The sequence below is a fragment of the Homoserinimonas sp. OAct 916 genome (assembly GCF_003260275.1).
In the GTDB taxonomy this organism is placed as follows: Bacteria; Actinomycetota; Actinomycetes; order Actinomycetales; family Microbacteriaceae; genus OACT-916.
Window position 1 is genome coordinate 62,319 of record NZ_QJHB01000005.1, and the last position, 15,124, is coordinate 77,442.

A 15,124-nucleotide genomic window follows, 5' to 3' on the forward strand; every position below is an offset into this window, starting at 1 on the left:
GAAACTCGCGATGAATTCCCATGGAAACTTCTGGGATGCGGCGGATGCCGCAGTGGCGCCCTTCCTCGGTGCGCTGGCCCGCCTGCGCCCGGTCAGCGGACGACGGCGCTCTCGGGCGACGACACGTCGAACTCGCTCACTGACTTGGGGTCGTTGTTCTTCATCAGCTGTTCCAACACCACGGCTTTCAATTCAGAGTCGTCGGCGCTGCCCCAAACCACTCTGGCCCCTCCCGCGAGGATGAGGGTCACGTCGTCTCGTGTTCCCGCGGTCACGGTGTCGACTGTTTTACGCAATTGTCCGGGCAACGCGTCGATCACGGCGATGGCTGCCGTGAATCCCGTGTCGTCGCCATCTTTTTCTGCGGTTGTGATCAGCGGGTAGCCCTCGGGGCGTTTCGGCGTCTGCTCGATCACCACTTTTGCCTGGTCGACCAGCTGGAAATCGTCGGCGACCTTCAGCACGGCTACGGGAGTACGCTCGATGATTCTGAGGATCAGGGTGTTCGGTGGGCTCGCCTCGGTGGAGTAACTGCGGATCAGCGGGAATGTTCCCAAGACCCGCTCGACCTCGCCGTAGTCGATCAGTGTCAAGGGCCTGCCCAACTGGCCATCCAGAGCCTGAGCGATGTCGTCCTCGCTGATGCGGTCCGCCCCCTGCACGTCAATCGTGTGTAACGCCATCAGCGGCGAGAATGCGCCGATCAGGACGAATGCGACCAGCAGCGCAACGGCTCCGAGGCAGACGGTCCAGATGGTGCGTCGGCGCCGGCTGCGCAGGGTGAATCGGCGCACCTCATCACGTTCGTAGCGCCGCCGATCCCGGGTTGCAGCCCGCGCGTGTCTCCGGGCGGCTCGCGCCTCCTGTCCCGCGCGCCGCGTGGCCCCTCCCCGTCGATCGTCGTGCTGGGCGTCCGATGCCTCAGGGTCGCTCGACGGCTTCCACAGGGGCAACACAGGGGCCAATGGCTCCCCCGTTTGGGCTCCGGGAGTATTCGGCGCCGCCGGCGAATCGCCGTTCACCGTTTGCTTTGTGGCCCGCGGCGTCTTCTGTCGGGTGGCTCCCGGCGCCTTCTGCGCGGCGGCCTGCTGGGCCGCCGGCGGCGCAGACGTCTTCTTCTTCGCGCGCGAAACCGGTGGCGTCTCGGTGGGCACGTCGAAACCCTGGGGGCGTTTCATCCGCCGGTGGTCTTCGCCGCGTCGGCCAATGATTCAAGCAATTGCGGCACGATCCGGTACACATCGCCGCAACCCAGGGTGATCACGTAATCACCGGGGCGAGCCACCTGTGCGGTGTATTCGGCAGCCTGATGCCAGTCCCGGATGAAGGCGACCTTGCTCGCATCCCGAAACTTCGCGGAAACCAGCTCACCGGTCACCCCCGGCTCCGGATCCTCCCGTGCACCACAGATATCGAGCACGATCGTATGGTCGGCGCACTCTTCCAGAACCTCGGCGAACTCGCCGCAGAACAACCGGGTTCGGCTGTACAGGTGCGGTTGGTGCACCGCGATGATGCGTCCGTCGCCCACGACCGTGCGTGCGGCGGTGAGCGCGGCCCGCACCTCAGTCGGGTGATGCGCGTAATCGTCGAAGACGCTGACCCCGCCCACGGTGCCGTGCAGTTCGAACCGCCGCTGGGTGCCGCCGAACGACTCAATCGCGGCCACGCTCTTCACGGGGTCGAAGCCCAGCCCGACCAGCACGGCAAAGGCGCCGGCGGCATTAAGCGCATTGTGGTGGCCGGGAACCCGCATCGCGACGTCGAGGGTCTGGCCCTCGTAGTCGAGGCGGAAGGCGACCGGCCCCTTCGTCTGCACGGAATGCATTCGCACCGTCGCGTCCGGGCTCTCTCCGAAGCTGATCACGCGCTTTTGTCCGAGGCCCTGAACCGCCTGCCTGGCCCCGTGGTCGTCGCTGGATGCAACCACGAATTCGCTGGCCCCGGCCGCGAAGTCCACGAAAGCCTGCTCGAATGACTCCCTGGACCCGTAGTGGTCGAGGTGGTCGGGGTCGACGTTCGTGATCAGTGCCACTGCAGTGTCGTAGAGCAGGAAGGAGCCGTCCGACTCGTCTGCCTCGACGACGTAGAGTTCGCCGGAGCCGGCAGCGGCGCTGACCCCCATCGGTTCGATGACCCCTCCGTTGACGAAGCTTGGATTCTCACCGAGGGCGACCAGTGCGCTCACGATCATGCCGGTGGAGGTGGTCTTGCCGTGTGCACCGGCCACAGCGACCACGCGAGCATTGCGGGTCAACCAGACCAACGCCTGGGAACGATGCAGCACGGGAATGCCATGCTCGTTCGCCCAGACATATTCGGGGTTGTCCTCCCACAGGGCGCTGGTCACGACCAGGGCGTCGGCGTCGCCGATGTGTGCGGCATCGTGTCCGAGGTGGATGGTGGCCCCGAGCCTCACCAGTTCGCGAGTGTTGGCGTTCTCCTGCACATCTGAACCGGTGACTCGGTGGCCGGCCTGCAGGAAGAGTCGTGCAATGCCGCTCATTCCAGCACCGCCGACGCCGACAAAGTGCAGCGAGCCGAGCTCATCGGGTACGACCAGTGTCGGATCGAACGAGATCACCGTGAAACCTTCCTCTTCATGGGTGCCGGCGGCCGGCGGTCCAGGCTCTGACCGCCGTCGACACCACACCCGCGGGTGCTGAAACAATCTGTACTGTATGCAGCTGAACGCGCCCTCATCGCCCTGCCACTCAACACGGTGCAGATCAGTCCATTGCCGATCAGTCCATTGCCGATCAGTCCCGTGCCGATCATCGCAGTGCAGATCGGATCAGGGCGACCATGCGCCGGGCGCCATCACGCACCCCGGTGGTTGCCGCGAGGTCGCCCATCACACGTGCGTTGTCCGGGTCGGTGAGGAACGGCACCAGACTGTGCCGCACATAATCTGGGGTGAAGGCCTCGTCGTCGACCAGGCGGCCACCGCCGGCTGCGCAAACCTCACGGGCGTTGATGGCCTGCTCACCGTTGCCGACCGGGTAGGGAACGTAGAGCGCGCCGACCCCGAGGGCCGCGAATTCACTGACGGTGCTCGCACCGGCTCGGGCGATGGCGAAGTCGGCTGCGGCCAGCGCGAGATCCATCCGGTCACAGTATTCGATCACCCGGTAGTGCTCACCGCCGGCATCCGCGACCCTGTCGCGAGACCCCGTGACGTGAAGCACCTGCCAGCCGGCCTCAACGATCGCTTCGGCGGAGGCTGTGACCGTCTGGTTGATGCGGCGGGCTCCGAGGGACCCGCCGGTGACAAGAACGGTGGGGCGGTCGGGATCCAGCCCGAAGAACTCGATCGCCTCGGCGCGTCGGGCCGTGCGGTCGAGCGTTTCGATCTCGTGGCGCAACGGCATCCCGACCAGCTGGCCGTGCCGGAGCGGGGTGTGCTCGAAGGCCACCCCGACATGGCGCGTGATTCGGGCGCCGAGCTTGTTCGCCATGCCCGGCTTGGCATTCTGCTCGTGGATGATCAGCGGCCGGCCGGTACGCCGCACAGCGAGATAGGCCGGGGCAGACGCGTAACCGCCAAAACCGACGACGACGTCAACATCGCGCTCGGCCATCACCCGGCCCACCTCGCGCACGGCGCGCACGAAACGGGGCAGGAACCGCAGTGCGTCGACGTTCGGGCGGCGCGGAAACGGCAGCTTTTCGATGGTGATCAACTCGTAGCCGCGTTCTGGAACCAGCCGCGCCTCAAGGCCCTCACGGGTGCCGAGTACGAGGATGCTCGACTCCGGTTCATCGGCGCGCAGCTGATCGGCCACCGCGAGCAACGGATTCACGTGCCCGGCAGTGCCCCCACCGGTCAGAAGGTACGTGGTCACCGGTGTGACCCGTCCGCTGTGACGGGCGCCCGTCTCTCGGGTCGCTGCTCCACCCGGGCGAAGGACAGCACGATGCCGATGGCGACCAGCGTGCTCACCAACGCCGTTCCGCCGCTGGATATCAGTGGTAGGGGCACCCCGAGCACGGGAGCCAGTTCCAGCACCACGGCAATATTCACGAAGGCCTGGCCGATCAGCCACACCATCACCGCACCGGTGACCACGCGCACGAACGGGTCACGGGCGGCGCGGATGATGCGCATGAAGCTGAACGCCAGCAGGGCGAACAGCACCAACACCACCACCGCTCCGATCAGTCCGAGTTCTTCTCCGATAATTGCGTAGATGTAGTCATTGTCTGCTTCGGGCAGCCACGACCATTTCGCTTTGGAGTTGCCGAGGCCGGCTCCCAGGATTCCGCCGTTCGCCAGCGCCCAGGTTCCGTGCAGGGGCTGCCAGCACGCGTTCTCGTAGTCGACACAGCCGTCGCCGAAGAACATCGTGATACGTCGGATGCGGCTCGGACTGGCAAGGGTCAATACGTAGATCACCGGCACCGCTGTGAGCACGAGGGCACCGAGGACCCGCAGCCTGACACCCGCGTAATACAGAGCGGCAAAGAGGATCATCAGCATGATCAGCACGGTGCCGAGGTCGCCGCCGGCCATCACCAATGCAATAGCCCCACCGCCGATCGGGATCACCGGGATCAACGAGTGTTTCCAGCTCTGCAGCAACGGCTGTTTCCTCGCGAGCACGAGACCCAGCCAGAGGACCAGGGCGAGTTTGATGATCTCCGATGGCTGGAACTGGAACCCGCCGATGCGCAACCAGTTGGTGTTGCCACCGATTTCTTCACCCAGCGGGGTGAACACGACCAACATCTGCAATGCGCAACTGCCGATCAGCGCGAGCCACGCCCACTTCTTCAGAAACCCGACCGGCAGACGGCTGACGACAAGCATCAGCGGGATTCCCACGGCGGCGAACGTCAGTTGCTTCCAGAATCCGCTGAAGAAGCCGTTGCCGCCGGCGTACTGCTCGACCGACGACGACGACAACACCATGATCAGACCGAGAACGACGAGGAACAGTGTGGTTCCGAGCAACAGGAAGTAGTTGACCGATTCGGTGCCGAACAGGCGGGTCAACCGCACTCGGGCGCCCGAGACCGCAGGAGTGTGCGGCTCGTGGTTCCCGTGGGGGTTGGCCGGCGATTCAGCGGTCGTCCGAGGCGGATTCGCCATCCGCCTCACCTCCCAAGAATTCCCGTACCGCCGCCGCGAACATTGCGCCGCGCTCCGCATAGTTGCGAAATTGATCCATCGAGGCTGCTGCAGGCGCAAGCAGAACGACGTCGCCTGCCCGCGCGTGCTCAGCGGCCAAACGCACCGCCGAAGCCATCACATCACTAGTTTCGTTCTCCTCGACCTCTCGCACCGTGAGGGTGGGGGCGTGTCGCGCGAATATCGCCCGCAGGGCAGTGCGATCGGCGCCGATGATGACCGCGGCCCGCAGGCGGCCCACGTGCGCGCGAACCAGGTCGTCTAGGTCGACCCCCTTCAGCAACCCGCCGACGATCCACACGACCGAATCGAATGACTTCAGGGACGCGTCAGCGGCATGCGGGTTCGTGGCTTTGGAATCATCCACCCAGACGATGCCGGCCTCGTTCGCGACCGGCTGGATGCGGTGGGCATCGAGCTGGAATGTGACCAGAGAATCGCGGATGACCTCGGGCTCGACCCCGATCGACCTGGCCAGGGCACTGGCGGCCAGAATGTTGGCCACGATGTGCCCGGCGCCGAGACCCAGCGACACCAACTGGTCGAGCGTTGTGATCTCCAGCGCGTGGCTGGCGCGCTCGTCGAGGAAGGCCCGGTCGATCAGGATCCCGTTGACCAGGCCGAGGTCGCTCGGCCCAGGTACATCCAAGCCGAAGCCGATCGCCCGGGCACCCTCGGTGACGTCGGCGTCACGCACCATCTGCTCGGTGACCGGATCGGCTCTGTTGTACACACAGGCGACCTTGGTGTTCGCGTACACCTTGGCCTTTGCCCGGATGTACTCGCCCTCGGAGCCGTGCCAGTCGAGGTGGTCGTCGGCGATGTTCAGGCAGACGGATGAGTATGGCTCGATCTCACCCAGGTAGTGCAATTGGTAGCTGGAGAGTTCGACCACGAGCACGTCGAAGCCCTGCGGGTCGCGGATCGCGTCCAGCACCGGCGTGCCGATGTTTCCGCAGGGGGCCACCCGGATACCGGCTGCGGCAATCATGGTCGCGGCCAGTTGAACTGTGGTGGTCTTGCCGTTCGTACCGGTCACCAGAATCCACTCGGCGGGGGTGCCCACCTTGTCGCGCAGTCGCCAGGCCAGTTCCACATCGCCCCAGAGAGGGATACCCGTATCCTCGACCCACTGCACGAAGGGATGATGCGGGGCGAAACCGGGCGAGACGATGACCAGGTCGGCACCGAAGCTGATCAGCGCCTCTGGCGGCGACTGCTGGTCGACAGCGAGGGTGAACGTCGCCCCGATCACGGCCAACAATCTCTCGTGCATCTCGTCGTGCGACGCGGAGATCACGAGAACCTCGGCGCCGAGTTCGGCCAGGGTGTCTGCCGCCGCGAACCCGGTGACACCGAGGCCGAGCACTGCCACCTTCAACCCGCGCCAATCGGCATGCCAACTGGTGAGGGTGGACAGATCGCGGAACTCTCGGGGTGTCACGGCTGCGCGACAATCATTGTGACAGCCACTCGAGGTAGAAGCTTCCGACTCCGGCCGCCACCAGGAGCCCGCCGATGATCCAGAACCGTACGACGACGGTGACCTCGGCCCAGCCCTTCAATTCGAAATGATGATGCAGGGGGCTCATCAGGAAGATCCGTTTGCCCTTTGTCGCCTTGAAGTACAGGTTCTGCATTGCAACCGAGCCGACCTCGATCACGAACAGTCCGCCGATCAGGAGGAGCAGCAGTTCGGTGCGGCTCAAGATGGCCAGGGCGGCCAGCGCGCCACCGAGGGCGAGCGAGCCGGTGTCACCCATGAAGACCTGTGCGGGCGAAGTGTTCCACCAGAGGAACCCGATCAATGCCCCGACGATGATGGCGGCGATGACGGCCAGGTCGAACGGGTCACGAACGTCGTAACATTTGTACGCAACGGCCGGGTCGAGGTTCAACGCCACGCAGGACTGGTTCGACTGCCAGAAACCCATGATCACGAATGAGCCGATCGCAAGGATCGACGAGCCGGTGGCGAGGCCGTCGAGGCCGTCGGCCATATTCACCCCGTTGGAGGTTCCCGCCACGATCAGGGCGGTCCAGAGGATCACGGCGATGACCCCGCCGACCGCACCCAGAACCATGAAATCGATCGGGAGCTCCCGAATGAACGAGATCTTGGTCGACCCGGGTGTGAGGCCGTACTGGTTCGGAAACTGCAGCGTCAGTACCGCGAACACTCCCGCGACGACCGCCTGTCCGCCAAGCTTGGCCCACGGGCCGAGGCCGAGGCTGCGTTGCTTGCGCGTTTTCGAGAAGTCGTCCAGGAATCCGATCAGGCCGAGCCCCACCATCAGGAACAGGACGAGCATCGGTGAGGCTGTGGGTGCTTCACCGGTGAGGAGGGTGGCGCCGAAGTAGCCGATTACGGTGGCCAGAATGACGACGATGCCGCCCATACTCGCGGTTCCCCGCTTCGAGTGGTGGCTCTGTGGGCCGTCGTCGCGGATGAACTGGCCCCAGCCGAGCCTCTTGAACATGCGGATGAACAGCGGGGTCATAAAAAGGGAGAACGCCAATGCGATGGCCGCGCCCAACAACATGGTCTTCACGAATACATCTCTCCCAATGTGTCGCCGAGAAATCGCAGACCCGCCGAATTCGAGCTCTTGACCAGCACCCGGTCGCCCGGCCTCAGGATCTCTTCGAGGATTGTCAACGCTTCGGCCTGGTCAGCCGCGAACAGCGCTTCTCCGTCCCACGATCCCTCCAGATTCGCCGTGATGAACATTCTACGGGCGTCGTGCCCGACAACTACCAGCTGTTTGATGTTCAGGCGCACCACGAGCAGACCGATCCGGTCGTGCTCCTCGCCGGCGAGCTCTCCCAGTTCGCTCATCTGTCCGAGCACCGCCACCGACCGCTCCCCCTCATCGGTGATCTGGGCCAGTGTCTTGAGGGCCGCGGCCATCGAGTCGGGGCTGGCGTTGTAGGCGTCGTTGATCACGGTGACCCCGCGCGCCCCGCCCATGACCTCCATGCGCCAGCGTTCCGCACGGGTGACCTCTTCGAGCCCGGCGACGATGTCGGCCGGGCCGATTCCGAGGGCGTGGGCAGATGCGGCGGCCGCCAGCGCATTCATCACGTGATGTTCGCCGAGAACGCGAAACCGAACCGGCTGTGCAGCCTCACCCGGCAGGGTGAGGGTGAACGTGGTGCCGTCCGCCGATGCGTGCACGTCGGTCGCGCGCACGTCGGCCTCGTCGCCGAGTCCGAACCAGATCACGCGAGCCCTGGTGTGCGCCGCCATGCCCACGACACGACCGTCGTCCCGGTTCAGCACCGCGACGTCGTTCGTAGCCAACGACGCCACCATCTCGGTCTTCGCTGTGGTGGTGGCCTCGATGCCGCCGAACTCTCCGGCGTGGGCGAGGCCGACTTTCAACACCACTCCCACATCGGGTGGCGCCATCTGCACCAGGCTGGCGATCTCGCCGATAGCACTGGCGCCCATCTCGGCGACCAGGAAGTCTGTGTCGTAGTCGACGCGCAGCATGGTGTGCGGGCCACCGACCTCATTATTGAACGAGTCCTTGGCAGCGATGGTCTTCCCCGCACGAGCGCAGATGGCCCCGAGGAGGTTCTTGGTGGTCGTCTTGCCGTTGGATCCGGTGATGCCGATGATGCGGAGCCGACCGTGTTGCTTGGCCAGCGCGATGACGTGCGTGGCGAGAGCACCCAGAGCGCGAACGGAGTCATCCACGACGATCTGGGGAACGTCGAGGGCGAGCCGGCGTTCAACGATCAGCAGAGCCGCGCCGCGATCACAGGCATCCGGCGCATAGAGGTGCCCGTCGGTGACGTCGCCGCGTTTGGCCACAAAGATCGAACCGGGCTCGATCAGGCCGGAGTTGGTCTCGGTTGCACCCGAGATCACGGTTTCCGGGCCACGACCATCTGCGGGCAATACCAACTCGCCGCCGATCGCGTCGGTGATCTGCGCCAGTGTCAGTTCAATCATTTGGTGGCCACCCGGCTTCCATCAGCGCCAGTCTCACATCGTCTCTGGCCGAGTATGGCAGTCGCACACCGGCGACCTCACGATAATCCTCGTGACCGGGGCCGGCATACAGCACGGCATCGCCCGCACCGGCGAGGGAAAGCGCTTTGCGAAACGCTTGGCGAGGATCGGCGATCTCGTAGAGTTCACCCTCGGGTTTCTCCGCGCGTGCACCAGCGACCAACTGTGCCCGAATGGTGTCGGGGTCTTCGAAACGCGGGTGAAAGTCACAGATGACGACGGCATCCGCCTCTCGGGCAGCGATTGCCCCCATGTCGAGGCGTTTGCTGGTGTCGCGGTCGCCATCGGCCCCGAACACCATGATCAGTTTTCCGGGCACCACCTGGCGGATTGCCTGCAGGGTGCTCTGGAACGCGGCCGGAGTGTGTCCGTAGTCGACGTAGACGATGGGTCCGCTCTGGCCGGACACACGTTCGGCCCTGCCGGGAATGAACGCCTTGATCTCACCGTCACGCCCCAGGGCATGTTCGATGGCAGCGAGGTCGAACCCGGATTCCACGAGCATCACGATCGCAACCGCCGCATTGTGAGCCATGAACGCTCCGACCAGCGGCACGCTGGTCGCCAACCGTCTCTTCTCCGGACCCTCGAGGAGGAATGAGGTGCTGTACGGGGTCTGGTCGGTGATCGTGACCGTCCACTCGGCATCACCGTCAGGGCTGGTCTGGATGCGAGTGACCGGGATGCGTGACTCCTCCGCCATGGTGCGTCCCCATTCGGAGTCGACCATCACCACACCACGGCGGGCACGGTCGGGCTGAAACAGCTGCAACTTGGCCTCGAAATATTCCCGCATGGTGCTGTAGTCGTCGAGGTGGTCATGGCTCAGGTTCGTGAATCCGACGACGTCGAACAGCAATCCGTCGATGCGGTGGCGTGAAACTGCCTGCGCCGAGACCTCGATGGCCACGGCACGCACAGCGGACTCCCGCATGCGGGCGAGCAGGGCGTGCATTTCGCTCGCCTCAGGTGTGGTCAGCAAGCTGGTGACGGCGATCGGGCCGATCCTGCGCTCTGCCGTGGAGCTGAGCCCGGACTGCACGCCCAGCTGGGTGAGCAACGCGTTCAGAATGTAGACGGCGCTGGTCTTGCCGTTGGTGCCGGTGACGGCGAACAGCGTCGCCGGGTTCTCGGAAGTGCGATAGACCCAGGCCGCGACGTCGCCCAATGCGGCCCTCGGGTTTGCCACGTGAATCACCGGCAGGCCGCTTGCCGTGGCCATTTCCACGCCCGCTTCGTCCGTGAGTACGGCGACAGCGCCGGCCTCCCGCGCGTTCGTGGCAAAGGTGGCACCGTGCGAGTGCGCTCCGGCGAGCCCGACGTACAAGTCGCCTGGCTCGACGTCTCGGGAGTTGATGCTCACCCCGGTCACTTCTACCCCATCGAGGCCGGGCAGGTCGCCGAGTTCGAAGTCGTGGGCGAATTGGGACAGGGGTCGAGCGACAGGGTGCTCGGGGCGCAGTGCGGCCTTGGCCCGATCATTCACGGGGCACCCACTTTCGGCTGGTCAATTGGTCAATGGGTTTGTCATCGCTAGTGCACCGGAAGGTCTGGCGACGGCGTGGTCGATGGCTTCACGCGGTTCATCTTGAGGACCTGGGTCAACACCTTCTGGAAGACCGGAGCCGCTGCACCCGACGAAGTAATCGTAACCGGGTTGGCGATGTTCACCGATACAACATACTGGGGATCCTCGGCCGGTGCCATTCCGGCCAGCGAGACCAGATACAGGCTCCCATAGCCGCCGTTACCGTCGGCCTGCTGTGCCGTACCGGTCTTGGCCGCGACCCGATAGCCGGGAATCGGCAGCACGTTGTTCAGCCAGCCCTTGGTGACCATGTTCTCCAACATGTTCACCGTGGAATCGGCTGCCGCCTTTGACACCACCCGGGTGCCCTTGGAGGCCGGGGGAACGTCGGTGACAGTCCCGTCGGCTGCGGTGCACCCCTCGACCAGTTGCACCGGCAGGCGAACGCCGCCGTTGCCCAGCGCCTGATAGGAGCTGGCTACCTGCACGGCCGTCATCGAGAGTCCCTGGCCGAACATGGTGGCATATTTGGTCTGGTTGTCCCAATCCTCGACGGGGTGCAACATGCCCGATGCCTCACCGTCGAAGTCGACCGCTGTCTTCTGGCCGAGCCCGAACTTCTGCAAGTAGTCATACCGCACGTTGTCGTCCATCTTGTCGCCGAACAGCGCGGTTCCTGTGTTCGATGAGTTGACCAGCACCCCGGTCAGCGTGAGCTGCTCATCCGGGTGCCAGTCGCTGTCGTGGAAGTCGGCCCCGTTGGGCATCCGAATGGAATACGGAGCGACCACCCGGCTGGTGGGTTCGGCGATTCCGGCATCGACCAGCGCCGCGGCGGTGAGTGCTTTGAACGTGGAGCCCGGTTCAAACACGTCACGGAAGGCCCGCGAGCTGCGATCTTCGACGGCGGATGCCTCGACGTTGTTCGGGTCGACCGACGGATACTCTGCCACCGCGAGCAACTTGCCGGTCTTCACCTCTTGCACGATCACCATTCCGTGGGTGCCGCCAACCTCCTGCACACGCTCGGCCAGCGCCTGTTGTGCGTACCACTGCAGGTCGAGGTCAAGGGTCAGCTTGAGCTGCCCGCCCTTGACCACATCTTTGGTCGTGACCGTGCTTCCGGGCAGACGCACGCCGTCGAGACTGCGCTCGTACACCTCTTCACCGTCGGTGCCGGCCAGGCAGGAATTCATCGACCATTCCAAACCCTCGAGCGCCGCGCCGTCCGTCCCGACAAAACCGACCAGGTTGCCGGCGACTGCGCCGTTCGGGTACGTGCGACCGGGGTTCGTGGTGAAGAACAACCACGGGATGTCAAGTGCGTCAAGGGCTCGGTATTGGTCAAGATCGATGGACTTGATCAGCATGGCGTAATTCGACTTGGGGTCGACGGCCAACGCGTCGTTGATCACGGCGACGATTTCGGCCGGCGTCTGGCCGGTGATGTCACCGATCTTCGCCGCCGTATCGAGCACGTTCTCGGTTCCCTCGCCAGCGGCGAACTTGTGGTCGGCCTCCATTGCCATCATCGGCGAGACCTGGGCGTCGTAGCGCATGATGCTTCCCGCGAGCATCTGCCCGTTGGCATCCACGATGTCGCCGCGCGGGCCGTATGTGGTGACACCGACGGCACGCTTGCCGTACGACGCCTCGTTGAGTTCGCTGGCGCGCACCACCTGGATATCGACCAGCTTCACCACGAACACGGCCATCAACGCGACGACGAGGAGCATGGTGAGTGCAAGCCTGCGGCGCGTCGTGGAGGTCGGGGCCACCGGTGATGCCTTTCTTCGAGAAACGTCGGTCGCGGGCCGGTCAGTGGGTCTTTGGTGAGGGCAGCCCGCCCTGCAACGGTACGAGGGAACCGGCCGATGCGGTGTCAGGCGCGCTTGTTTTTGACAGATCGATTCCGACTGCCGGCGTCGGGGCGGTCGGAGGGTTCACCCCGATCACCGCTGTTCCGGCAGCTGCACCTGCCGCGGGAGAATCGGCGTTGGTCTTCTTTGCTGCGGCCTTGGCCTTCTGCGACTGCGTCTTCTTCTGCGTGAGGAGTGAGTTGGGCACCAGGTCGCCAGCCCCGATCACTGAGCCGGCGGTGGCGTTGGCGGCCGCCGGATGACCGAGGACGGCTCCGTCGGACAGGCGAAGGAATACGGATGGGTTCGTGTTGCGAACCATACCGAGGGACTCGGCGTGGGCGGCCAGGTTCTGCGGCGACGCGACACTGTCTAGTTCGACGGTCAATGACTGCCAGGTGCGTGACAACGCCGTGGCCTGGCCCTCGAGGGACGCGATCTCGTAGGCCGCCTGCGAGGTGGCAACGCTCAGCAGCAACTGGCTGGCAATGATGCCGAAGATGCCGGCGGCTGCGATCAGGGCATAGACCACGCGGGGGCGAGCTTTGCGCTGCAGGCGCGTGGGTGCGATTGTGATGTGGCTGGGTCGGGAATCCTGCCACGGGCCGGGTTGGCTCGGTGCCGGAAAGGCGTGAGACAGGTCGCGCGGGGTGCGTTCGGTCGCCCAATCGTAGGCCAGGTTACCGTTCATGCTGCTCGTCTCGTTCGTTGTGCTGCCCTCAGGCGCACGGGCGTGGCGCGAGGGTTACTGGCTTGTTCGTCGGCGCTGGCCTTTTCGGCCCCGCGCACCAGAAGGGAGAAGTGTGGTTGGTGTTCTGGCAGTTCGACCGGTAGGCCCTCGGGAGCGCTGGACGAGGTTGCCCGCGCGAATTCCTGCTTCACAAATCGGTCTTCCAACGAGTGGTAGGCCATGACGACGATGCGCCCGCCGACGGCCAGGGTGTGCATGGCGCGTGGGATGGCGTCTTCGAGCACCGCCAGTTCCTGGTTCACCTCGATCCGCAGAGCCTGGAAGACCCGCTTGGCGGGGTGCCCCGTGCGTTGCACAGCGACCGGGGTTGCGGCGGTGATGATCTCAACCAGTTGGGCCGAGCGTGTGATCGGTGCCCTGTCGCGCGCTTCGACGATGCGGTCGGCGTAGCGCTTGGCGAGACGTTCCTCGCCGTAGCGGTGAAAGATACTCCGCAGCTGGTCTGCGCTGTAGGTGGCGATCACTCGTTCTGCGGTGAGTTCGGCATCCTGATCCATCCGCATGTCCAGTGGGGCGTCTTTCGAGTAGGAGAATCCGCGGTCGACCTCGTCAAGTTGCAATGAGGAGACACCGAGGTCGAACAGGATGCCCTGCACAGCGGGGATGCCCAGGTCTGCGATGGCCTCGTCAAGGAGGTTGTAGGTGGTGTGCACGAAGTCGGTGCGGTCAGCAAATGGCGCGAGCCGGTCTGCGGCAATGGCCAGCGCATCCTGGTCACGGTCGAGCCCGACCAGGTGCAGGTGGGGAAACCGCTCGAGGAGCGCCTCCGAGTGCCCGCCCATGCCGAGGGTCGCGTCGACCAGCACGGCATCTGGCACCTCGAGGGCGGGGGCGAGTAGCTCGATGCAACGCTCCAGGAGAACCGGGGTGTGGATGTCATTGTTCGTCATGGTGAATCGGACCTGTCCTGATTCCTGATCCCCATCCATTTCGACCTGCCACCGGGGAAGGTGTGTCAGGGCGTGTGATGGCTGGGAGTCAGGCGCCAGGTACTAGAAGAGTCCGGGAATCACCTCCTCGCTGATGTTCGCGAAGGCAGTTTCTTGTTCGGCCAGGTAGGTCTCCCAGGCCTGGGTGTCCCAGATCTCGGCCCGATGGCCCGCACCGATGACCGTGAGGTCACGGTCGAGTCCGGCGTAGTCGCGCAGGGGCACCGGCAGGGTGATCCGGTTCTGCTTGTCGGGAGTCTCGGCGCTGGCTCCGGAGAGGAAGACACGCATGAAATCGCGGGCTTCCTTACTGGTCAGGGGTGCCTGGCGGATCTTGTCGTGCAACACCTCGAACTCCTTGCTGGAGAAGACGTAGAGGCAGCGGTCCTGGCCGCGAGTGACCACGATGCCGTCCGAGAGTTCGTCACGAAACTTGGCCGGCAGGATGATGCGGCCCTTTTCGTCGAGTTTGGGGGCATAGGTGCCTAGCAGCATCGCCTCTCCCCCTCATTCTCTCCGGCCCGAGTTGTGGTGATACTCCACTTTACTCCACTTCTCACCACAAATGAAGATTTTTTGAGCTATTTCCCGAAGAGGGGCCAATATCCTCGCGAATTCAAGGGGATGTCTCGGTGGAGGGGAAATCCACGATTTGGAACGATCAGCTCGCTGGCGCAGGTTGGGTACGGCTGATTTCGAAGCATTGCTTCAAGATGGCCGATGTCGAGCGGCCGGCGGGGAGGGTCGATGGAGAAAGTTACGGCAGCGATTCGCCGTGCGGTCTGGACTCAGGTCACTCAGTGGTTCAAAGTGGAGGATCCCCGTCCGACCGAGGCTCCGATCGCTCGTTGGGGGGGGTGTATTGGTTGCTCGACCTGCCCGCCACGTGTTTCACCCGGTGGTCG

12 protein-coding genes are annotated in these 15,124 nt (G+C 64.6%); all 12 read right to left on the reverse strand.

The window, feature by feature from the left end:
* Nucleotides 1-92: 92 nt before the first annotated feature.
* Entirely contained in the window at nt 93-1,178 is a 1,086-nt protein-coding gene (locus tag DL891_RS06955; RefSeq protein ID WP_111719707.1) for an FtsQ-type POTRA domain-containing protein, read from the reverse strand.
* Nucleotides 1,175-2,584, reverse strand: coding sequence for a UDP-N-acetylmuramate--L-alanine ligase (gene murC / locus DL891_RS06960; RefSeq protein ID WP_111719708.1), 1,410 nt, complete (start codon nt 2,582-2,584; stop codon nt 1,175-1,177). The genes DL891_RS06955 and murC overlap by 4 nt, the downstream gene beginning before the upstream one ends.
* A gap of 190 nt (nt 2,585-2,774) precedes the next feature.
* On the reverse strand, nt 2,775-3,845 hold the full coding sequence (locus tag DL891_RS06970; protein ID WP_111719710.1) for a glycosyltransferase: 1,071 nt from the start codon (nt 3,843-3,845) through the stop codon (nt 2,775-2,777).
* Nucleotides 3,842-5,092 carry a putative lipid II flippase FtsW gene (gene ftsW, locus DL891_RS06975; protein ID WP_111719711.1) on the reverse strand — a complete coding sequence of 417 codons (1,251 nt, stop codon included), beginning with the start codon at nt 5,090-5,092 and terminating at the stop codon, nt 3,842-3,844. The genes DL891_RS06970 and ftsW overlap by 4 nt, the downstream gene beginning before the upstream one ends.
* Complete coding sequence (gene murD / locus DL891_RS06980) at nt 5,064-6,575, reverse strand: UDP-N-acetylmuramoyl-L-alanine--D-glutamate ligase (protein WP_111719712.1); 1,512 nt, start codon at nt 6,573-6,575, stop codon at nt 5,064-5,066. The genes ftsW and murD overlap by 29 nt, the downstream gene beginning before the upstream one ends.
* A gap of 13 nt (nt 6,576-6,588) precedes the next feature.
* Nucleotides 6,589-7,674 (reverse strand): phospho-N-acetylmuramoyl-pentapeptide-transferase, encoded by a 1,086-nt coding sequence (mraY, locus tag DL891_RS06985; RefSeq protein WP_198668816.1) that lies wholly within the window; start codon nt 7,672-7,674, stop codon nt 6,589-6,591.
* 5 nt (nt 7,675-7,679) lie between these two features.
* Nucleotides 7,680-9,092: a UDP-N-acetylmuramoyl-tripeptide--D-alanyl-D-alanine ligase gene (murF, locus tag DL891_RS06990; protein WP_111719714.1), complete on the reverse strand. Its 1,413-nt coding sequence runs from the start codon at nt 9,090-9,092 to the stop codon at nt 7,680-7,682.
* Nucleotides 9,085-10,638 carry a Mur ligase family protein gene (locus tag DL891_RS06995; RefSeq protein ID WP_111719715.1) on the reverse strand — a complete coding sequence of 518 codons (1,554 nt, stop codon included), beginning with the start codon at nt 10,636-10,638 and terminating at the stop codon, nt 9,085-9,087. Before DL891_RS06995 ends, murF begins: the two co-directional genes overlap by 8 nt.
* A 47-nt stretch (nt 10,639-10,685) precedes the next feature.
* Entirely contained in the window at nt 10,686-12,458 is a 1,773-nt protein-coding gene (locus DL891_RS07000) for a peptidoglycan D,D-transpeptidase FtsI family protein (protein WP_368665621.1), read from the reverse strand.
* 40 nt (nt 12,459-12,498) lie between these two features.
* The gene (locus DL891_RS07005) at nt 12,499-13,230 is read right to left on the reverse strand and encodes a hypothetical protein (protein WP_111719716.1); all 732 of its coding nucleotides are present in this window, start codon (nt 13,228-13,230) and stop codon (nt 12,499-12,501) included.
* Nucleotides 13,227-14,180 (reverse strand): 16S rRNA (cytosine(1402)-N(4))-methyltransferase RsmH, encoded by a 954-nt coding sequence (gene rsmH, locus DL891_RS07010; protein WP_111719717.1) that lies wholly within the window; start codon nt 14,178-14,180, stop codon nt 13,227-13,229. The genes DL891_RS07005 and rsmH overlap by 4 nt, the downstream gene beginning before the upstream one ends.
* A 102-nt stretch (nt 14,181-14,282) precedes the next feature.
* On the reverse strand, nt 14,283-14,714 hold the full coding sequence (gene mraZ, locus DL891_RS07015; RefSeq protein WP_111719718.1) for a division/cell wall cluster transcriptional repressor MraZ: 432 nt from the start codon (nt 14,712-14,714) through the stop codon (nt 14,283-14,285).
* Nucleotides 14,715-15,124: the final 410 nt, after the last annotated feature.